Below are 19429 nucleotides of genomic sequence, written 5' to 3' on the forward strand. Positions count from 1 at the left end.
AAGACTTCCGCTGAAGCTCGTTCCCAGAGCCATTCGCTGGCCCGATGTTTCGACGCCAGCGGACGCGACCCTGATCCTGGTCGATAACGGTTCCGCAGATCGAACCTTGGAGGTAATGGAAGCGATCCAACGCGCGAGTCCAGACAGGGTGTTCCTCGCACACGAAACCGAGCGCGGCTACGTCCCACCCCGGCATCGCGGTGTTCTCGTCGCCAGTGAACGCGCAGCGCGCGAGGTGTTATTCTGCAGGCGGATGCCGATACGCTTTATGACCCTGCCTATGTTTCAGCGATGAGGAAGGCTGCTAGGGCCGCCCCCGGGGCCATGATTGAGGGGGTAGCACATACGGCAAATGAGTTCATCGCCGCCCACCCCGGCTATTACCGACTTGCCGACGCGGCGGATCGCGCGGCCGACCAATTCAGTGTAACCGAGGCCGACGAAGTCATCATCGATGATAAGGTCGCCGGCTACCGACTTTCGGATTACCTGGCTTGGAGCGGCCACCGTCGCGAGTACGACCGCCAGGGCGACGAAACCCACACGGAAACGTCGAGGCTCTATTTACCAGGCAAGATGCAGGGCGCAGATCGCGTACGCGCCGGTGGTGCTCTCGCTTTCCCCTCCCGGCGCAAGATCGATCTGGATCCGCTGCTTTATTTCGCAGCAGCCGGGTTTCCGCGGGAAGAAAGCTGGCGCCGGCGGTGGCAAACCGCTCAAGGCAGCGATGTAAAGCTTGACGACTTCGAGCGGGCGGATGCCGGACAACGCTTCGAGGAGGCCGTTTTCGTCCGACAGGCCCACAGCCTAGTCCTATTCGGCTTGATAGCCGCGGACGAGGACCCCGGGCGACAAGCGCGTCGCGCTGAACTCACCGCACTAAAGGACCAGCAGTGGCTAGCGGGCGTCGCCGAGGACCTCATCGCGGAGATCGAGCGGCGCAAGCAGATCGATGCTTTGGAGAACGCGCTCAAAACACAACCTCCACCGCGATCACCAAGCTCAACACAACGCTCTCGCAAGGGCTGATCACCGATCGGCTGCGCGCTCGCTTTGCCCAGGAAATAAACGACCTCAAGCTGGCCGGGCTCGCGATCGAGCAGACCAAGTCCAATCTGGGTGTCGCCCGCAATTCAGCTTGGCGCTGGAGTACCAGAAGACGGCCGATACCTCACCTTTCAGCGACGCAATCCGGGCCTTTGCCGTCTGCTCGCGCGCTTTCAGGCCGGCTACGACCTTTGCACCACGACCGGAGACATTGAAGATACGCGCGATCTCTTGGATTTCCTGATAGGTCAGTTGCATCGAAAACTTCGGCGGTTCGCCGGTGGCCTGCTTGCCCTTGAGATGGCAATCGGCGGGCGCCGTATAAACCGGAATACCCAGTTCCTCGAACTGTTCGACCTTTGCCACCACGCCTTCCGAACTGATCTGCCATTGGAACTGCGTCGTGATGAAATCAGGCTTCGTTGCCAGGATTCCCTCGAAACTAGGATCGAGTTCGGCAATGCGGGGAACGCGCGCGTCCACCTCCTCGAACCCCTCGAGCACCGGCCCGATCCAAAGGGCGGTGCCCACCACCTTGTCGCCGAGGCCTAGAAGGTAGAACACTTCCGCCCGAATTCTGTCCATCCGCGACGGCGCGCTCTGGCGCCTTGTCAAAGATGAGCGTGCGGCCGCAGTTCTCGATCGTCAACGGATAGTGCGTTTCCTGGGCGAACCCCGCCGAAGGATACAGAGTCGAAGCGACAAATGCCGCTGAAATGTATGATGCAAGACTGTATTTCACGTAAGAGCCTTTGTAACCGTCAGCGAGTGAATTCTGGTTGTCCTGGCGCTGTGCCGATAGGACGTGAAGCAACGAGAATGAAGCGACGGTAGAACAGGGTCCGAAGCCTGTTCCTCAGGTCCGCGGTCTTCCGTTGAGCGATGGCGATCGACCGGTGCGAGGGAAGCCCCACGTTTTCGAAGCCTGCAGCTTGCACCAGGGGCTGAAGGCGTTCCGCCGTCAGACCCTCGCAGAAGGGCAGACGTGTCATGACGTCAGCATGCTTCTCGCTCATGGCACCGTCATAATATGGATCGTGGCCGATGAAGTGCTCTATCCACCGGACGGCCAGCGAAGCCAGCCGTCCGACGCGCGTCGGTTTCGTCCAGTCACCGTCGAAGACGAGCAGCTTTCCGCCCGGTTTCAGCACCCGGAACCAGTCGGCGAGCGCCTGTTCGGGCTCCGTCAGCGTCCAGACGAGATGCCGGCAGATAACCGCGTCATAGCTGTCGTCGGGTTCCATGGTGCGCTCGGCATCGGCGAGAACGAAACGTACCCGCGCGTTGCCGGCGTGCTTCGCACGGGCCACGCCGAGCATGGCTTCCGAGAAGTCGAGCGCCGTCACTTCGTGGTCCAGCGAGAGCAGGACATTCGTCACCTCGCCTGTGCCGCAGGCGAGTTCCAGCACCTTCTGCGGGCCCGGCCCGATCGCAGAGTCTACCGCCGCCGCCCAGGCGTCCAATTCCGGGCCCGGCGGAATGCGGTGACCGAACGCGAGATCAAACGTCGCTGAACGCTTTGACCAGTATTCGCGAATATCTTCCTTCAGGTGATAGTTGCGCATCTCCATCGCGTCAGGCTCCCACGGCGGCACGCCTTGCCGAACGGACGACATCGGACCGTGCCTGCGGACGCCGCGCCCGAAAACGGATATGGCAGACGCCGTCGCAATCCTGTTCGATCTCGACATCCACGCCGAACACGTCCCGGACACGGTCCTCGGTCAGCACCTCCTGGGGCGGGCCGAGCGCCACCAGCCGGCCACCCTGCATGACTGCGATCCGGTCGCAGAACATGGCGGCGTGGTTCAGATCGTGGAGCGCCGCGACCACCGTCAGGTCCTGGCGCTGGACCAGATCGAGAAGACGGATCTGGTGACCGATGTCGAGATGATTGGTCGGTTCATCGAGCAGAAGGATCTTCGGCTCCTGTGCAAGCGCGCGGGCGATGTGCAGGCGCTGTCGTTCGCCGCCGGAAAGCGTGTGCCAGAGCCTGCCGGCGAGATGCGCCATGTCGACGTTTTCAAGCGCCGCATCGACGATGTGACAATCTTGCGACGACCATGGCGACAACGGTCCGAGATAGGAGGTACGACCGAGTTCGACCGCCTGCCGCGCCGTGATCCGTTCCCCGGTTTCCGCCTGTTGCTCGACCAGTGCAAGACGTTGCGCAATGACACGCCGGCAAAGAGCCCCGATCGGCGCGCCCTCCAGGAGGACCTCGCCCGACTTCGGTTTGCGGATGCCGGCAAGCAACGACATCAGGCTCGTCTTGCCGGAACCGTTCGGACCGACGATTCCGAGAAACTCGCCGGCCTCCACGGTCAGCGAGACATTCCTGAGTATCTCCATTCCACCGGCGGACCACCAGACGTTTCTGGCCGAGAGCGTCATGCGCGGCCCCTCCTTTGTCCGAGAATGAGTGCGAAGGCGGGAGCGCCGACGAGCGCGGTGATCACGCCGATCGGCAGCACCTGGCCGGGAATCAGCGTCCGCGACAGAATATCCGCAACGATCATGAAGACGGCTCCGATCAGCGCGGCTGCGGGAAGCAAGACGCCGTGGCGGACGCCGACGAGCATGCGCGCCGCATGGGGGATGACCAGACCGACGAAGCCAATCGAACCGACGATGGAGACCATGACGGCGGTCATCATCGCCGAGACGCCGACCAAAGCCAGATAGGTGCGCCTGACCGAGATGCCGAGCGAAGCGGCCGATTCCGAGCCGAACGTGAAGGCATCCAGAGCGCGCGCATGCCAGAGGCAGACGACGAGGCCGACGAGCGCGGCCGGTACAGCCAGCCAGGCATCCGGCCAGCGCACGCCGGAGAGGTTTCCGATCAGCCAGAACATGATGCCGCGGGCTTGTTCCGCCGTCGCCGCCTTGGTGACGATAAACGAGGTGAGCGCATTGAAGAGCTGCGAGCCGGCCACGCCCGCGAGAATGATCGTCGCCGTGCCGCGCCCTGCCTTCACCGCCAGCACGCTGACCAGCACGAAGGCGATGATCGCACCGAGGAAGGCGCCGAGTGGCAACGTCAGCATGCCGGCTCCGAACCCGAGGATCGCAACGCTGACAGCACCCGTCGAGGCGCCGGCGGAGATGCCGAGAGTGTAAGGGTCGGCCAGCGGATTGCGCAGCAGCGATTGCAGCACGGCGCCGGACAGTGCAAGTGCGGCACCGCAGGCGGCGGCGACAACCGCCCTGCTGAGGCGATAGCTCCAGATGATGCCTTCGTCGATCGGCTCCAAAGGATAGCCTGCATTCCAAAGCCGGTTTGCTACCGTCTGTGCCACGGTTGAGAACGGAACGGCCGTCTCGCCGATCGCCGCTCCCATCCAGAGGGCCGTCAGCAGGATGGCGAGCGCGGCGAAAGCCGCGCCTGTTCGTCCGATCGATGTCAGCGTCAGGCTCATTTGGCGAGGCCCGCTTTGGCGATAGCATCGGCCAGCGCCTCAATGCCCTCAATCGTGCGGATCGTGGGGTTCATGGCCTGTGCGTCCATGTCGAAGACATGGCCATCCTTCACCGCCGGCATCAGGGTCGTAACAGGATCGCTCTTCAGGAACTCGAGCTTGGCCTCAAGGCTGTCGAGCGGATAGCGGCGGCGCCCCATCGAGCCTGCAACGATCATCGTCGGATCAGCCTTGGCGATCGTTTCCCAGCCCACCGTCGGCCATTCGTCGTCGGCCTTGATGATGTTTTCGATACCGAGTGCCGACATGATGTAGCCCGGCGCGCCATTCTTCCCCGCGACATACGGATCGGCATCGGCGGCACTCGAGAACCAGAAGACGGCCGAAAGCTTGCCCTCGGCTGACGCGCCCTTGGCACGGGCCGCTTCTTCACGTTCCTTCAGGTCGGCGACCACCTCTTCGCCCTTGTCCTGGACGTTGTAGATTTGCGCCAGTTCGCGGATCTCCTTATAGACGAGATCCATGGTGAAGACCTGGTGGCGCACGCCGTCGCTTGCCGCAGAGTTCTCCTTGCCGACGCAATCGGACGGCGAAGTGTAGACCGGAATACCCAGTTCCTCGAACTGCTCCGGCTTGGCCACCACGCCCTCCGGACCGACCTGCCACTGGAACTGGACGGCGATGATGTCCGGCTTCTTGGCGAGCACGCTCTCGAAGCTCGGATCGTTGTCTGCCAGACGGTCGATCTTGGAATTGACCTCCTCGTAGTCCTTCAAGACCGGGCCGACCCAGAGCGCGGTACCCACGACTCTGTCAGCGAGGCCCAGCAGATAGAGGATTTCGGTGCTGCTCTGGCCGATCGAGACGGTTTGCCCCGGCGCCTTCTGGAAGGTGATCTGGTGGCCGCAGTTTTCCAGCGTCAGCGGATAGGTGGTTTCGGCAGCTTGGGCCTGGGCGGCAAAGGTAGCTGGCGCGAAAGAAGCGACAAGGAGAGCCGCACGCAGCGGCGTCTTGAAAAACGATGTCATGGACTATCCCCGAATACGGATTGGAAGCCGCGCGAGTCGTGACGATCGGAAGGACGGTCAGGCCGTCCGCACGATCGAACAATCGACAGGTTTCGGGAAAGGCAGCGTCGGTCCACGCCGCGAGGCGCTGGTGATCTTCATTTCATGCTCCTGTTCCGGGCTTCCCCGCCCGTGACGATGGATCGATATGTGACGGCAGGTCTCCTGGCTCGCGAATATCCGCCGTCCATCTTCCTCCCGCACGACATGGTGCAGTGGCATGACGCATTCGGCCACGACAATTGGGCGTTTCCAACGTTTACCTCGCGCTCGTATCTTGGAACTGCTTGTTGGTCGACCGAATCGGCATTGCTTTCTTAGCGCGCTCCGCAAATAAGGCAGCACAAAGCACCGTGAAGTGGCACATGGCACACCATCGGCCACTCAAAATCATTGCGGCATAGACCAGTGGCTGGTCGGGCATGGCGATGGCCGTCAGGCCCAGCATTATCGGTGCATTGCGTGCCGCCGTGGTCATGGTCAGCAATGCATGCTCCGGATACGAAGCCCGGTGATCTTCGAGACGACTTCCCCGACGACGAATGTGGCGACGAAGAACAGGAAGATCGCCGCCAGCATGATTGCAAAGATGGAGGCATGTTCGATCATGACACCGATATTGCGAGCGAATATCTCCATTATGAGAAGCGCGATCACGAAGGGGATCGCAACGCCCACCCATGCGAGCAACCGGGAGAAGAGTGCCGGCAGTAGGACGGCTTTCAAGATCTGATGAAGCACAATGGCGGTCGCAAACGGGGCGAGGAACCATTGAAGTAGCGTATCCTCGTTCGCGCTGGCGCCGACCGGTGCGACGCCCTCCGCGAAGAGGTAACGGTAGACTGGATAGAGCAGGAGCTGCGTGATCATGTTGATCGGCAGCAGCACGGCACCGAGCGCCGTGTTTCCCTTGGCAAGGCGGGTGAAGCCGAGGAACCAGTCGGTACAGGGCGCCATGAAATAGATGACCAGCCCGGTGAAGAAAAGCGGCTGCCCGGACAGGAACAGGGATGCGATCACAAATCCGATTGCAGGCACGAAAACGAAGTTCGATATCCAGGCGATCGAGAGAAAGCGGATATTCGACCGGCCCTTGCGCAGCGTCTCGAACCGAACCTCGAGGATCAGAAGGCCGACGAGCAGCAGCACTGTATAGTCGACCTAACCGCCAAGGACCTCGCCGGTCGTCGGAGAGATGCGCCCGAGCATTGCGCCGGTGAAGATCGACGCCACCAGAAGGATGGTGACGCCAAACCCCGCAGGGAAGCGGCGCATTGCCCGACCGATGCCTTTCTTGTGAATGGTTTCGGTCGATGTCGGACCCGCCCCTCCGGCAATCCTGGTCATGCTGCCTGTCTTTCCCAGCTTGGAAATGGATCCGGGAGGTCGCGCCACCGCCCAGGTGAAAAGTCCTTTTCCTCGACGAGGCAGGCATCCAGCTCCGCACGGATTTGCTGCTCGTCCATCGGGTCGCAGCCGATGAACACGATCTCCTGCCGACGGTCGCCCCAGATCGGGTCGAGATGGGGCTTCATGCTGGCCTTCCATTCAGGATGGTCCGGCCACTGGTGCTTCGGCACCGAGGCCCACCACAGGCCGCGCTTGCCGGTGCGAATGAGCGCGCCGGCCTGGCTGATTTCGCCGACATAGTGCGGACGTGTGGCCAGCCAGAAGAAACCTTTCGCGCGCACGACGCCAGGCCATGACTTATTGACAAAGGCTTTGAGTTTCATCGGGTCAAACGGCCGCCGCTCGCGATAGACGAAAGACCGGATGCCGTATTCCTCGGTCTCGGGAACGTGGTCCTTGAAGCCGTTCAGTTCCTTGAACCAGAGCGGGTGCTGCTCGGCCTTCTCGAAATCGAACCGGCCGGTGTTGAGAACCCTGTCGAGCGGCACCTGCGCGAAGTCGACTTCGATCAGCTCCGCATCCGGATTGAGCGAGCGGACGATCTTGCGGGCAAGGTCGAGATCGTGCGGCTCGGCGTCCGAGACCTTGTTCATCACGACGACGTCGGCGAACTCGATCTGCTCGACCAGCAGGTCGACCAGGGCGCGGTCGTCGCCCTCTCCGGCCGTCTCGCCGCGGTCGCGCAGAAAGTCCTGCGAGGAATAGTCCTTCAAAAGGTTGGCCGCATCGACGACCGTCACCATCGTATCGAGGCGGGAGACGTCCGACAGGCTTTCGCCGTTGTCGTCGCGGAAATCGAAGGTGGTGGCGACCGGCAGCGGCTCGGCGATGCCAGTGCCCTCGATCAGCAGATAGTCGAAGCGACCTTCCTGGGAGAGGCGACGCACTTCGTTCAGGAGGTCGTCGCGCAACGTGCAGCAAATGCAGCCATTGGTCATTTCGACCAGCTTCTCATCCGTCCGGGAGAGATTCGCGCCACCATCGCGCACGAGCGAGGCATCGATGTTGACCTCGCTCATGTCGTTGACGATGACGGCGACACGGCGACCTTCTCGGTTGTTGAGGACGTGGTTCAAAAGAGTAGTTTTCCCGGCGCCGAGAAAACCGGAGAGCACGGTGACGGGAAGACGGTTTTGAGGTTTGGCTGTGTCGAGCATGGCGGCGTCTTGGACTGACGGACGTATGGAAGGAGCGCGCCCGGCCTGTGTGGCGCGGGCGCAAACGAGAGCGAAAGACGCTGCGGTCAGTGCGCCATCATCTCGCTCACGATCTCCTTCGCGTTCAGGGAGGATGGATAGTAGGTCGGCCAGTTCGTCACTTCCTCCAGCAGGGCCGCACGATCGTTGCCCCAGTAGAGGTGATAGTGGTCGGCTGCCTCGGGCGCGATCTTGTGGTCGCTCAACTGGATGTATTCTGGCGCTGCTGCGTCACCTTCGGTCTTCTTGAAGATGAAGCGAACGCCACGATTGCCCTTCTTGTAGGTCAGGATCTCATGGCCATCGCTGACATAGCGGGCTTCGAGCGGCTTCCCGCCCTCGAAGAAGGTTACCGTGTCGCCATCGATTTTGATCCGCTCGACGTTGGTCCGATAGCCGATTTCGTAATAGGCGCGATACTCGTCGGCGCTCTGGTCGCCGCCCTCTGCCTTGTGCGCCATGACCGGATCGAGTGTCCCATCCTGCAGATAGGGATAGACCGACTGCCATTCCCCGGCCCAGTCCGACAGGGCGCGGTCCTTCACCTGCCCGTCCTCAAAGTAGCCCTTATAGATCTGCTGGACCGCCGGATCGTGGCTATGTGCGTGATCTTTCTCAGCTTCTTGATCGTGGACCTTGCCGCTTCCGCCGACGGCCACGATGTTGTAGGGCTTGCCTTCGACGGCGATCTCGCCTGCCTTGGCGAAGGTAGCAGCATCGACTAGGTGCAGGACGCCCTTCAGCGGATCGGTGACAACGACTTTGTCGCCGGCGACTGCGACACGCGGACGAGGATCGTTCCAGTGACCCTCCATCGAGTATGGACCGGTCAGCTTGAGCGACTGGGTGATCGTGCCGGACACCACATCGAGCTGGTGCAACTGGCCGTCCTCGGTAAAGACATAAGCGAACTTCGCCCGGATCGGATCGACGGCGAAATGCACGCGGCGCGTCGGCAGCTCGATCAGGCGGAAAGCGTCACTTTTAGCTGTCGGGTCGATCAGCACCACCTTGTCGGGGCCGTAATTGCCGAGGAAATATTGCAGTCCGCGACCACCGATCAGCGTCGTGGACTTGCCGTCCGGCAGACTGTCCGCATAAGGTAGATGCTGGATCTCCGGCGCTCCGTCCCCATGCGTGACGACGAGCAGACCCGTTGCACAGGCGAAGGCCAGAATATTGCCCGACGAGGCCTCGCCATGGAGGTCAGGGCAGGCGGCAGTCTCGTCGACCTGATTGCCGGTGGCGTCAACGGTCCCGATACCGACCGGGAGCTCGTCCGGCTTTTCCTTGTTCGGCACCGACAACAGCACATGCGAGCCATAGGCGACTGCGACGCCGTGCTGCGGCGCGGCGGTCTTCACTTCCCTGAACTCGGACTTCCCCTCCAGCGCTGCCTTCTCCGAAATGATCCTGCCGACACCTTCACCGTCGAAGAAAGCGGCGAACACGCCGTCATGCTCAACGAAGTGCGAGGGCTTCTCACCTGCAATCTCGGTGCCCGTCAGCTTCGGCGCCTCGACGTCGATGTCGCCGTGGTCACCATGGTCATCGAAGGAGATGCCGCTCGAGATCGACGTGACGCTGCCAGCATCGCCCTGCACCGCGAACACGGTGCGGCCGCTCGTGCTACGGTAGAGCGATGCGGGACCCTTGAGCGCAAAAGTATCGAGCACCTCGCCCTTGACGGCATCTATGACGGTCACCTTCGGCTGTTCGCGGTCGGTGACGAAAAGACGCCATGCGGTGACGTCCTCCGCATGGGCAGTTCCTGCCGACATTGAAAGGACCAGAGCGACTGCCGTGGCTGACGCGAACTTCAACTTCATCTTTCTCTCCTTAATGTTATTACATAACCGAGTTGATCCGAAGAAAAAGGCGGATTTGCTCCGCCTTTTCCAATCGCGCGCAAGCGCTCAGCTTCCGAGGATGGCGCCTTTGATCGTCCTCACATTGTGCTTGATCATGTCGATGTAGGTCGGTGCCGGTCCGCTCTCGTCCGACAGCGCATCGGAATAGAGTTCACCGCCAACCTTCAGGCCAGTCTCGCTGGCGATCTGCTCGGCCAGGCGTGGATTGGTGATGTTCTCGACGAAAATCGCCGAAGCCTTGTCTTCCCTGATCTGCTTGATGAGTGCGGCGACGTCGGCGGCTGAGGCTTCCGATTCCGTCGACACACCTTCGGGCGCGAGGAACTTGATGCCGTATTCATGCTCGAAATAGCCGAAGGCATCGTGCGAGGTGATCACGACCCGCTTGCCTTCGGGGATATCGGCCACGGCCGCCTTGATCTCCGTCTCCAGTGCCTCGAGCTTCTCGCCATAGGCCTCGGCATTGGCCCTGTAAGTGTCGCAGCCGGCCGCGTCGGCCGTGCAGAAGGCATCGGCGATGTTCTTCACATAGACCTCGGCATTATGGACCGATTGCCAAGCATGCGGATCATATTCGCCATGATGGTGATGGCCATGACCTTTCTCATGGCCGTGATCGTGCCCTTCTTTTTGCCTCCTCGGCGGCGTGGTCGTGGCCCTCTTCGCCCTCCTTGGCTTCCTCGCCGCCGTGATGGTGTTCTTCCTCGGCGTTACGCAACACCTCGCCGCCCTTGGTCAGTTCCACGACCGGCGCCTTGGTGCCGCTCGCCTCGACGAGACGCTGCAAAAAACCCTCGAACTGGAGGCCGTTGACCAGCACCACGTCGGCGGCGCCGACGGCGGCGGCATCTGCCGGCTTGGGTGAGTAGACATGAGCCTTCGCGAGACAAGTCGGCGGCGACCGCGTCGACATCACCACGCTGGTGGGACCGAACGGCGACTGATGATCGAGAAGCTGGCGATGACCTTCAGATTCTCGGCCGAGGCGGTGGCAAGTCCGGCGGGAAACGATGTTATGACGCTCACGGCGGCGGCAAGCTTCAGCATTCTGGACATTCGATCGACTCCTTTGTTCAGGCGGTGCGGTGGGATGAGTGCCGGACGCGCGTGGCGAGAACGCCACGCGTGCCGGCAAAAATGGAAAGCAGATAGACCACACCCGCCGACAGGATGATCGCCGGCCCCGAGGGCAGCGAGGCGTGGTAGGAAAGGAGTAGGCCGGAGATGCAGGAGGCGGCGCCGATCACGACCGCCAGCAGGCACATGGGCTCGACGCGCGAGGTCCAGAAGCGCGCGGCCGCGGCCGGCAACATCATCAGGCCGACCGACAGCAGCGTGCGAGCGCCTGGAAGCCGCCGACGAGGTTCAGCACGACCAGTCCCAGAAAGATGAAATGGACCGGCGGTCCGAGACGCGAGACCGAGCGCAGGAACAGCGGATCAAGGCATTCCGCGACCAGACCGCGCCAGAAGATCGCAAGGGCCGCCAAAGTCACAACCGTGATCGTGCCGATCAGGCTCAATGCATCGTTGTTCAGGGCCAACACCGTGCCGAACAGCACGTGCATCAAATCGACATTCGAGCCGCGCAGCAATACGATCAGTACGCCAAGCGCCAGCGAGATCAGATAGAAGGCGGCCATCGAGGCATCCTCCTTCTGTATCGTCAGGCGGGATACGGCACCGGCACCGAGCGCCACGATGACGCCGGCGGCCAGTCCGCCAAGCGTCATCGGAACGATTTGCAGGCCATAAAGCAGGAAACCGGTGGCTGCGCCGGGCAGGATCGCGTGGGCCATGGCGTCCCCGGTAAGGCTCATGCGCCGAAGCATCAGGAACACACCGACCGGGCAGGCGCTGACCGACAGCATCAACGCTCCAGCGAGTGCCCGCTGCATGAAGGCGAACTCAACGAACGGTGCGATCAGGTAGTCATAGACGGCAAGCATCAGGCCGCGCCTCTGTGACCGGCATTGCCCGCTTGCGCCGGCTGCTCGACGGGACCGGGGTGCGGCAGATCGTGATGACCATGCGCAAGATGATGATCGTGGGCATGCGCGTCGCTGGGGACATGTTCTTCGGGCGCGCACCATGGCGCATCCTCATCCCATGCCTCGTGGAACTCCCACGCGCGCAGTAGATTCTCGGGTGCGAGCGTTTTTCGTGCGTCGCCCCAGGCCACGGGACGGCGGGCCAAGAGCAAGGCGTCCGGAAAATGCTGCCGCACGAGATCGAGATCGTGGACAACGACCATGATGGTGCGCTGTTCTCCCTGCCAGCGCTTGATGAGATCGATCAGGTCGGACACGGTTCGCGCATCTATTGCGTTGAACGGCTCATCGAGCAGGATGAGGTCCGCATCCTGCACCAGCACGCGCGCGAACAGCGCGCGCTGCAACTGCCCGCCCGACAGCGTGTCGATCGGCCGCCTCTCGAAACCTTCCATTCCGACCGCCGACAGCGCCTGCGAGACCGCTTCACGGTCCTCCGGACGATAGCGGCCGAGAAGACCGCGCCGTGGCCACAGGCCGAGCGACACCAAGTCGACGACACGGGCAGGAAAGGAGCGGTCCAGTTCCGATTGCTGGGGCTGATAGGCGAGCTTCACGCCCGGCGCGACGGTGCATGCGCCGGCCATCGGCTTCAGGATGCCGACGATGCCTTTCATCAGAGTCGACTTGCCGGAACCGTTGGCCCCGACCACCGCCGTCAGCGACCCCTTGGCGACCACCCCGTTCAGGTGATGAACCGCCGGGTGGCTGTTATAGCCCAGCGTCAGGTTCTCAAAATTCACGCATGCAGACATTCGTTCCGTCCCTGCGGAAGCCGATGCGGCTCCCGCTCTTGACGGTCGACTACGTTATGTTATTACGTTCGTCAAATCGAAAACGTTATATCATCACCCCATGAGCACCACCATCACAGCCCCGCCTGAAGCCACGAACCGCAGACACGGGCGGAATCGTCAGCTCGTGCTCGAGGCTTTGGAGCAAGCCCAAAAGCCGATGAGCGCGTACGAACTGCTTGAGCTTCTGCGTGAGGATGGGCTGCGCTCTCCGCTCCAGGTGTATCGCGCCCTGGAACAACTCATCGAAGACGGCACCGCCCACAAGATCGAGAGCCTCAGCGCCTTCGCGCTCTGCACGCGCGCCGGGTGCGGCTCAGACGGTCATGCGATCTTTGCGATCTGCACGAAATGCGGGCGGGCCGAAGAGTTCCATGATGATGCGCTGGAGTGCGTGCTGCGCCGACTTGCCAGGAAGGAAGGCTTTCGCACGAAGGCCGCCACCGTCGAGTTGTCGGGCCTGTGCGTGACCTGCGCCCATGGATAAGACACCGGTCTTCGTGTTGACCGGCTTTCTCGGCGCCGGAAAGTCGACGCTTCTCAACCGGCTGTTCGCCGATCCCGCCTTTTGCGACACGGCTGTCATCATCAACGAATTCGGAGATGTCGCGCTCGACCATGATCTTGTGCGCGTCGGCGAGACGCAGGTTGCCCGCACGACAACAGGATGCCTCTGTTGCACGATCGGCAGCGACATTCGATGGACGCTTCACGAGCTTCACGTCCTTACGCAAGCTGGCGAGGTCTTCTTCAACCGTGTCATCATCGAGACGACCGGGCTTGCCGATCCAGCGCCGCTTGTGAATCAGCTTATGCCGGGCGGCGCGCCGGCTCTTGGTCTGCGCGATCATCTTGTCGCTCGAAACTACGAACTCGCGGGCGTCGTCACCCTCGTCGACATCGTCACCGGTGAACTGTCGATCGAAAACCATTTTGAGGCAGCCAAGCAGATCGCCTTCGCCGACCGCATCGTTCTGACGAAGTCCGATCTGGCGCGCGATCCGGCCACGATCCGGGATATAGAGAGCCTGAGGGTACGGTTGACCGCGCTCAATCCGGCTGCGCCGATCGACGACTCCCACCAGGGCGGATTCGATCCAGCCGGGCTCTTTCAGCGACGCGTCTATGCACCCGCATCGCTCGGCGATGACGTGATCGGCTGGCTGGCGCTCGAGGAAGCCATCCGCGGTGATGGCGGTCACGGTTCGAACGGGACCGCCAAGCCGGGAGCATCTCCGTTTGCACGTCACGGCGGACGAATCCGCACCTTTGCGATCACCCGCGAGCTGCCGATCGGACGAGACGCATTCCGAAGGTTTCTAGACCTGCTGTCGATGTCCGCGGGACCCCGACTGCTGAGGGTCAAGGGTCTTGTGCACGACCGCGATGAGCCGGAACGCCCCCGCGTCATTCATGTGGTCCAGCACGTCATCTACCCGCCGGCAATCCTCGACGCCTGGCCAAGCGCGGATCGCTGTACCCGCCTCGTCTTCATCACCGACGGCATCGACCCTGAGCCGGTTCGGGAGCTCTTTGAAGCCGCTCTCGACGGCAAGCCGATCAAGGCAGGCCGGGCGCTGAGGCAGCTCGCCTCGGCTGTTGCAGACACTTTCAGGACGGGCGCGACCCAATTGGCGCGCGCCCTGACCAACTGACCAAACGAACAACAGGAGATGACCATGTCCGCCCAACCTGCTGAACAAACGCCCGTCACGGTGCTTACCGGCTACCTCGGCGCCGGCAAAACGACATTGCTCAACCGCATCCTCTCCGAGCAGCACGGCAAGAAATACGCCGTCATCGTCAACGAATTCGGCGAGGTCGGCATCGACAACGACCTCATCGTCGACGCCGACGAGGAAGTGTTCGAGATGAACAATGGCTGCATCTGCTGCACCGTCCGGGGTGATCTGATCCGCATCATCGAGGGGCTGATGCGGCGCAAGGATCGGTTCGACGCGATCCTTGTCGAGACCACCGGTCTCGCCGACCCCGCGCCCGTCGCCCAGACCTTCTTCGTCGACGACGACGTTCGCCAGAAGACCAAGCTGGACGCCATCGTCACCGTGGTCGACGCGAAACATTTACTTGGCGAGATCGACAAGGCTCACGAGGCGCAGGAGCAGCTCGCCTTCGCCGACATCGTCATTCTCAACAAGACGGACCTGGTGACGGCCGAGGAGTTGCCCGCGGTCGAAGCCCGCATCCGCAAGATCAACCCGACTGCGACGATCAGGCAGTCGACGCGCTGCGACGTACCGCTCGACCAGGTGCTCAATCGCGGCGCCTTCGATCTCGATCGCGTCCTGGAGATCGAGCCGGATTTCCTCGATGGCGATCACGACCACGAGCATGACGACCATGTGACGAGCTTTTCGCTGGTGACCGAGCAGCCGCTCGATCCGAGGAAATTCCTGCCCTGGGTGCAGATGATCACGCAGCGCTTCGGCCTCGACATCCTGCGCATGAAGGGCATCCTGTCGTTCAAGGATGATGACGATCGCTTCGTCGTTCAAGCCGTTCACATGCTGCTCGAAGGCGACCACCAACGCCCGTGGAAGCAGGACGAGCCGCGCGTCAGCCGTCTCGTCTTCATCGGCCGCAACATGCCCAGGGACATTATCGAGGACGGCTTTTTGAAGTGTCGGGCGCAACCTGATCCCGCCACCGCGCTGAGCGCATAGGATCAAACACCTGAGCTTGCGGTCTCCCTACGCGGCGGCAGCGACCACGATCATTGAAAGCCACCAGTTGAGCCTCTTTGCAAATCCTTTTGCGCCGCGCCGGGCGCTTCCGGAGAAGTCCCGACAGATCAAGGCCTGGGTCCGGGAGCTTCGCAAGCTCCACGACGACGTCGTCGTCTCCATCACCGAGCTCGCCTGTCGCGACAAGGATTGTCCTGACATCGAGACCGTGATCGGCATCATGCGCCCGGGCGAAAAGATCGAAACGATCCGAATTCACAGGCCGATCACCGAGGTGACAAGTGAGGATGTCTCTGATGCTGGCGGCGGTCCGAATTGAGCTGCCCCAGCCTGAAGGAATCAATCATGCAAATACGACGTCATCGTCATCGGCGGCAGCTATTCCGGAATGGCGGCCGCCCTGCAATTGCTCCGCGCGCGGCGCCAGGTCCTCGTCATCGATGCCGGGCGGCGTCGCAACCGCTTCGCCAGCCACTCGCATGGTTTTCCTGACACAGGACGGTGCCGATCCTGCTGAGATCGCCAATCGTGCACGTGAGCAGCTGTTAAAATACAAGACGTTGAGCTGGATGGACGGAACGGCCGAAAGGGCAGAGGGAATACGTGACGCCTTCAAGGTGACGCTGGCCGACGGGAACATGGCTGAGGGCGACCGACTCTTCTTTGCCACTGGGGTTTCCGATGCGTTGCCGGAAGTTGAAGGGCTAGCGGATCGTTGGCGCGTTGGTGCACGGATCGTTAGGGGTCTGGGTTAGGCAGGACGGAACCGCAACAGCCCTTGTCGTTTAGTCATGCCTTTCAAACACAATAGCGCCCGCCGTCATCGTATCGAGAAGATGAAGTTCAGGGTGACGAACTGGCCAGAATATGAGGCAGGACTTCGTCATCGGGGCAGTTTGACCCTGTGGGTGACGCCGGAAGCCCTGTCCAGGTGGCAAGCGCCAAGACGCAAGACACGTGGCGGCCAGCACCGCTATTCTGATCTGGCGATCGAGACCACCTTAACGCTGGGCCTTGTGTTTGGCCTGCGGCTACGCCAGGCAGAAGGTTTGCTGGAATCGGTGCTGCAGCTGATAGGGCTGGCGCTCGCTGTCCCCGATCATACCACCCTGAGCCGTCGGGCGCGGACATGGCAATCGCCCAACAAACGGCATGATCGCCAGGTTCCGCCGGAGGGACCAGTGCATGTTCTTGTCGACAGCACCGGCCTGCAGGTCTACGGTGCCGGCCAGTGGCTGGAGGAGAAGCACACGGCGCCAGATCCCGTCGCAGTTGGCGCAAGCTGCATCTGGCACTGGATGCCGACAGCGGCGAGATCATTGCCCATACCCTGACTGATCAGGACACTGGCGATGTCTCTCAAGTTGCGCCACTACTCGACCAGATTGGCGGTCCGATCGGACAGTTTACTGCCGACGGTGCCTATGATGGAAAGTCAACTTACGACGCAGTCATCAATCACAGCGCGGCTGTCGCCATCGTCATTCCGCCTCGCGTCAACGCGGTCGAACGGATCGACGATCGACCTTCCGACCAAAGGGACCAGCATATCGCTGCAATTAGCAGAGACGGCCGGATGAAATGGCAGGCCTCCAACGGTTATGGCAAACGCTCGCTCGTCGAGACCGCCATAGGGCGATACAAGTCGATCATCGGGCGGCGTTTGCGGGCACGATCGCTTCCGGTTCAGCAGACCGAAGTCGCCATCGGCTGCACCGTCCTCAACCGCATGCTTGCCTGCGCACGCCCGAAATCCGCCCGCCAGGCAAAGGAAGCGTAGCCCGCGCGTCATCAAAGATCGAGATCCGTCATGCTCCAGATCCGTGCACCAACGCCCCGTTTACCGGGAACGGCACGAGATGCTTGCGGACGCCATCGCGAATAGTTTCGCCGACCACCTGGAGCTCATTCCGTCAGCAACGGGGCTGCATCTCACCGCCCTGGCTCGAACAATGTCAGTCGACCAAGTGACAGCGGTCGCCCGTCGCGCCGCTGATTGCGGCGTCGCTGTCCAGATGCTGTCGTCGTTTGCGGTGAGTGGGACCCCACGAGCCGGGATCATGCTGGGATATGGTGCCATTCCCACGGCAGACATCAAAGAGGGCCTGCGGTTGCTCCAGGCCTGCTTCGACGCCGTGTAAGAAATTCCACCCCGGCACGACTATCTGAACATGACCATGATACACCAAGACACGACAGGCGATGCCGAGCCGGCCGTGCCGGAAGACGTCGATCGACGCTACGCGCTGACGGTAGAGATGCTGGGCAGCGCGCTGGCGCGGCTGGCGGCAGGATATGAATCCGATCCCGCCGAGCAGCAGGACCTTGTGCAGGACATCCATCTTCAGGTCTGGCGCAGCCTGAAGTCTTTCGACGGACGCTGCTCGCTGAGGACCTGGGTCTACCGCGTGGCTCACAATGTGACCGCCGATCATGTCGGGCGAGCCCGACGCCGGAAAGACATGATCAGCCTCGATCAGTCCGCGGCAGAGATTGGAGCGGACCCGCGTCCCTCTCCGGAGATAGAAATCTCCGACAGGCTGGCGCTGGCGCAGATCCACGCAATGCTCCACCGCCTGCGGCCGGTCGATCGGCAGGTGATGATCCTCTACCTGGAAGACGAGAGTGCCGCCACCATCGCCGAGGTCTCCGGTCTTTCAGCGGGCGCCGTAGCGACCCGCATCAGCCGCATCAAACGCCTTTTGGCCGGCCAGCTTACCCTGGAGGCAACGCGATGAGCGACCGATCCCAACATTCATGGAAGGAACAGCCCGTGACGACCGCGACCATCAATCTCAACGAGATCAAGGCGCGACACGCCGCCCTGAGCCGGACCACAAAGCGTCGCAACACCTTGGAATATGTTGCGGGAGGTGTCGCAGTGGCATTTCTTCTGGTCATGAGCGTAGTCACATTCCTTGCCGCCCGTACCGTGGCTGATTGGGTCGTGGGCGCAGGATTTGCGACGCTGGCGCTCGGCATGGTGATCGTCGGGCTGCTTATCTTCAGGAAGAGCACACGCACCGACGCCGACATGGCGGCAAGCGGAATAGACTATCTGACGTTCCGGCTGGAGCGGGAGCGCGACCTTCTTCGCTCGGCCTGGCTCTGGTATGTCGGGCCGATGGTGCCCGGGTTTGTCCTGGTCTATCTCGGCTACTGGATGGCAAATCCCGAGCGTCCGATCTTTGCGCTTGTCGGAGGAAGTCTGACCTTTGCCTTCCTTGTTTTCGTGGTCATACTGAACCGCCGCGCAGCTCGACGGATCGAGACCGAAATACGCAGCCTGAGGAAATGACCTTTGCTTGTTTCACAGGACAAATTCGACAGGGTCGCCGAGTGGTTACCCAAAAGGCGAGCAGGGCTGGTGACCTGCGGCGTCGGCTACAATGGGAGCAGTTCGTTGTCGACTGGCGGTGCGGTGCGGCACCAGAGATCTCTGTGGAACATGGTTTGTTGGTGGTTCTCTTCGGTTATAGGGCGCCTTGCTATCGTAGGTGGCGCGCTGGCTGGCATGAGCTGGAGTTCACACGCGTCGGATGACGTGGAGCCTCGATGGCAAGAAGATCGGATCAAGCTGAGGATCGTGGCGCCGCCCGAGTGTGCACAATTGGCGCTCGAAGGACTGGTGCGACGCACCGTGTTGGGCATCACTATACGCTCTCGCTCAAGAATTGCATGTGGCTGTATGCGAATGCAGTACACCGTTCGGGCAAAGCCGTCGACCGGCGTCGCATCAGATGCCGGGGACGCGGCCACACTGCCCGGGTGGAGTGCATCGCGCCGAGGCACTGTCGCCCAAGGCACTTTCATGGCGCTCAGGGATGTAGATCATCTTGAAATTGTATTGCCGCGTAAACCATCGTTCGA

19 protein-coding genes and 4 pseudogenes are annotated in these 19429 nt (G+C 61.8%); 10 read left to right on the forward strand and 13 right to left on the reverse strand.

The features are described from left to right. Positions 1–324: 324 nt before the first annotated feature. On the forward strand, positions 325–1029 hold the full coding sequence (locus X738_RS75665; RefSeq protein ID WP_023803120.1) for a hypothetical protein: 705 nt from the start codon (positions 325–327) through the stop codon (positions 1027–1029). A gap of 45 nt (positions 1030–1074) precedes the next feature. Here X738_RS75665 and X738_RS75670 read toward each other — a convergent pair whose 3' ends face one another. The 13 genes and pseudogenes from X738_RS75670 to aztA all read right to left on the reverse strand — a co-directional run bounded on the left by X738_RS75670 (position 1075) and on the right by aztA (position 12815). Next, positions 1075–1632, reverse strand: coding sequence for an ABC transporter substrate-binding protein (locus tag X738_RS75670; RefSeq protein WP_023803121.1), 558 nt, complete (start codon positions 1630–1632; stop codon positions 1075–1077). A 176-nt stretch (positions 1633–1808) separates the two neighbouring features. Beyond that, a complete protein-coding gene (locus X738_RS75675) occupies positions 1809–2618 on the reverse strand; it encodes a class I SAM-dependent methyltransferase (protein ID WP_023803122.1) in 810 nt (269 codons plus the stop codon). Positions 2619–2622: 4 nt separating this feature from the next. Continuing rightward, complete coding sequence (locus X738_RS75680) at positions 2623–3441, reverse strand: ABC transporter ATP-binding protein (RefSeq protein WP_023803123.1); 819 nt, start codon at positions 3439–3441, stop codon at positions 2623–2625. After that, positions 3438–4466, reverse strand: coding sequence for a FecCD family ABC transporter permease (locus X738_RS75685; RefSeq protein ID WP_023803124.1), 1029 nt, complete (start codon positions 4464–4466; stop codon positions 3438–3440). Before X738_RS75685 ends, X738_RS75680 begins: the two co-directional genes overlap by 4 nt. Then, positions 4463–5494 carry an ABC transporter substrate-binding protein gene (locus tag X738_RS75690; RefSeq protein ID WP_023803125.1) on the reverse strand — a complete coding sequence of 344 codons (1032 nt, stop codon included), beginning with the start codon at positions 5492–5494 and terminating at the stop codon, positions 4463–4465. Before X738_RS75690 ends, X738_RS75685 begins: the two co-directional genes overlap by 4 nt. Before the next feature lie 298 nt (positions 5495–5792). Continuing rightward, entirely contained in the window at positions 5793–6020 is a 228-nt protein-coding gene (locus X738_RS81295) for a hypothetical protein (protein WP_023803126.1), read from the reverse strand. After that, positions 6014–6682 (reverse strand): arsenic resistance protein, encoded by a 669-nt coding sequence (locus tag X738_RS75695; RefSeq protein ID WP_023803127.1) that lies wholly within the window; start codon positions 6680–6682, stop codon positions 6014–6016. The genes X738_RS81295 and X738_RS75695 overlap by 7 nt, the downstream gene beginning before the upstream one ends. A 12-nt stretch (positions 6683–6694) precedes the next feature. Continuing rightward, positions 6695–6880: a hypothetical protein gene (locus tag X738_RS81300; protein ID WP_023803128.1), complete on the reverse strand. Its 186-nt coding sequence runs from the start codon at positions 6878–6880 to the stop codon at positions 6695–6697. After that, positions 6877–8100 (reverse strand): zinc metallochaperone GTPase ZigA, encoded by a 1224-nt coding sequence (zigA, locus tag X738_RS75700; RefSeq protein WP_031256675.1) that lies wholly within the window; start codon positions 8098–8100, stop codon positions 6877–6879. Before zigA ends, X738_RS81300 begins: the two co-directional genes overlap by 4 nt. 86 nt (positions 8101–8186) lie before the next feature. Further along, a complete protein-coding gene (aztD, locus tag X738_RS75705) occupies positions 8187–9968 on the reverse strand; it encodes a zinc metallochaperone AztD (protein ID WP_023803130.1) in 1782 nt (593 codons plus the stop codon). An 87-nt stretch (positions 9969–10055) separates the two neighbouring features. After that, positions 10056–11066: pseudogene (locus X738_RS81305) on the reverse strand (metal ABC transporter solute-binding protein, Zn/Mn family). Positions 11067–11083: 17 nt separating this feature from the next. Further along, positions 11084–11958, reverse strand: a pseudogene (gene aztB / locus X738_RS75720) (zinc ABC transporter permease AztB). Further along, positions 11958–12815 (reverse strand): zinc ABC transporter ATP-binding protein AztA, encoded by an 858-nt coding sequence (gene aztA / locus X738_RS75725; RefSeq protein WP_023803136.1) that lies wholly within the window; start codon positions 12813–12815, stop codon positions 11958–11960. Before aztA ends, aztB begins: the two are co-directional and overlap by 1 nt. Before the next feature lie 100 nt (positions 12816–12915). On the opposite strand from aztA, the gene X738_RS75730 reads away from it, so the two are divergent. The 9 genes and pseudogenes from X738_RS75730 to X738_RS75765 all read left to right on the forward strand — a co-directional run bounded on the left by X738_RS75730 (position 12916) and on the right by X738_RS75765 (position 18857). Continuing rightward, complete coding sequence (locus X738_RS75730) at positions 12916–13341, forward strand: Fur family transcriptional regulator (RefSeq protein ID WP_023803137.1); 426 nt, start codon at positions 12916–12918, stop codon at positions 13339–13341. Continuing rightward, on the forward strand, positions 13334–14509 hold the full coding sequence (locus tag X738_RS75735; protein WP_023803138.1) for a CobW family GTP-binding protein: 1176 nt from the start codon (positions 13334–13336) through the stop codon (positions 14507–14509). Before X738_RS75730 ends, X738_RS75735 begins: the two co-directional genes overlap by 8 nt. A gap of 24 nt (positions 14510–14533) precedes the next feature. After that, complete coding sequence (locus X738_RS75740; protein ID WP_023803139.1) at positions 14534–15538, forward strand: CobW family GTP-binding protein; 1005 nt, start codon at positions 14534–14536, stop codon at positions 15536–15538. Between the two features lie 67 nt (positions 15539–15605). Beyond that, a complete protein-coding gene (locus X738_RS75745) occupies positions 15606–15878 on the forward strand; it encodes a hypothetical protein (protein WP_023803140.1) in 273 nt (90 codons plus the stop codon). A gap of 69 nt (positions 15879–15947) precedes the next feature. Continuing rightward, positions 15948–16278: pseudogene (locus tag X738_RS75750) on the forward strand (thioredoxin reductase); the annotation flags it as partial. A gap of 72 nt (positions 16279–16350) precedes the next feature. Next, positions 16351–17339 (forward strand): annotated as a pseudogene (locus tag X738_RS83660) (IS5 family transposase). Positions 17340–17418: 79 nt separating this feature from the next. Continuing rightward, positions 17419–17700, forward strand: a complete 282-nt coding sequence (locus X738_RS75755; RefSeq protein WP_023803145.1) for a hypothetical protein — start codon at positions 17419–17421, stop codon at positions 17698–17700. A gap of 36 nt (positions 17701–17736) precedes the next feature. Beyond that, the gene (locus X738_RS75760; RefSeq protein WP_023803146.1) at positions 17737–18297 is read left to right on the forward strand and encodes an RNA polymerase sigma factor; all 561 of its coding nucleotides are present in this window, start codon (positions 17737–17739) and stop codon (positions 18295–18297) included. A 35-nt stretch (positions 18298–18332) separates the two neighbouring features. Further along, positions 18333–18857, forward strand: coding sequence for a hypothetical protein (locus X738_RS75765; RefSeq protein WP_031256686.1), 525 nt, complete (start codon positions 18333–18335; stop codon positions 18855–18857). Positions 18858–19429 lie beyond the last annotated feature (572 nt).

It is taken from the genome of Mesorhizobium sp. L48C026A00, assembly GCF_000502375.1.
GTDB classification, from domain to species: domain Bacteria; phylum Pseudomonadota; class Alphaproteobacteria; order Rhizobiales; family Rhizobiaceae; genus Mesorhizobium; species Mesorhizobium muleiense.

Bases quoted from the DNA above. Each gene is read 5' to 3' on its own strand.
- aztA (WP_023803136.1), bottom strand. From the start codon at position 12,815: ATGTCTGCATGCGTGAATTTTGAGAACCTGACGCTGGGCTATAACAGC.
- X738_RS75690 (WP_023803125.1), bottom strand. From the start codon at position 5,494: ATGACATCGTTTTTCAAGACGCCGCTGCGTGCGGCTCTCCTTGTCGCT.
- X738_RS75670 (WP_023803121.1), bottom strand. From the start codon at position 1,632: ATGGACAGAATTCGGGCGGAAGTGTTCTACCTTCTAGGCCTCGGCGAC.
- X738_RS75755 (WP_023803145.1), top strand. From the start codon at position 17,419: ATGCTTGCGGACGCCATCGCGAATAGTTTCGCCGACCACCTGGAGCTC.
- X738_RS75685 (WP_023803124.1), bottom strand. From the start codon at position 4,466: ATGAGCCTGACGCTGACATCGATCGGACGAACAGGCGCGGCTTTCGCC.
- zigA (WP_031256675.1), bottom strand. From the start codon at position 8,100: ATGCTCGACACAGCCAAACCTCAAAACCGTCTTCCCGTCACCGTGCTC.
- X738_RS75740 (WP_023803139.1), top strand. From the start codon at position 14,534: ATGTCCGCCCAACCTGCTGAACAAACGCCCGTCACGGTGCTTACCGGC.
- X738_RS75760 (WP_023803146.1), top strand. From the start codon at position 17,737: ATGATACACCAAGACACGACAGGCGATGCCGAGCCGGCCGTGCCGGAA.
- X738_RS81300 (WP_023803128.1), bottom strand. From the start codon at position 6,880: ATGACCAGGATTGCCGGAGGGGCGGGTCCGACATCGACCGAAACCATT.
- X738_RS75675 (WP_023803122.1), bottom strand. From the start codon at position 2,618: ATGGAGATGCGCAACTATCACCTGAAGGAAGATATTCGCGAATACTGG.
- aztD (WP_023803130.1), bottom strand. From the start codon at position 9,968: ATGAAGTTGAAGTTCGCGTCAGCCACGGCAGTCGCTCTGGTCCTTTCA.
- X738_RS75730 (WP_023803137.1), top strand. From the start codon at position 12,916: ATGAGCACCACCATCACAGCCCCGCCTGAAGCCACGAACCGCAGACAC.
- X738_RS75735 (WP_023803138.1), top strand. From the start codon at position 13,334: ATGGATAAGACACCGGTCTTCGTGTTGACCGGCTTTCTCGGCGCCGGA.
- X738_RS75665 (WP_023803120.1), top strand. From the start codon at position 325: ATGATTGAGGGGGTAGCACATACGGCAAATGAGTTCATCGCCGCCCAC.
- X738_RS75680 (WP_023803123.1), bottom strand. From the start codon at position 3,441: ATGACGCTCTCGGCCAGAAACGTCTGGTGGTCCGCCGGTGGAATGGAG.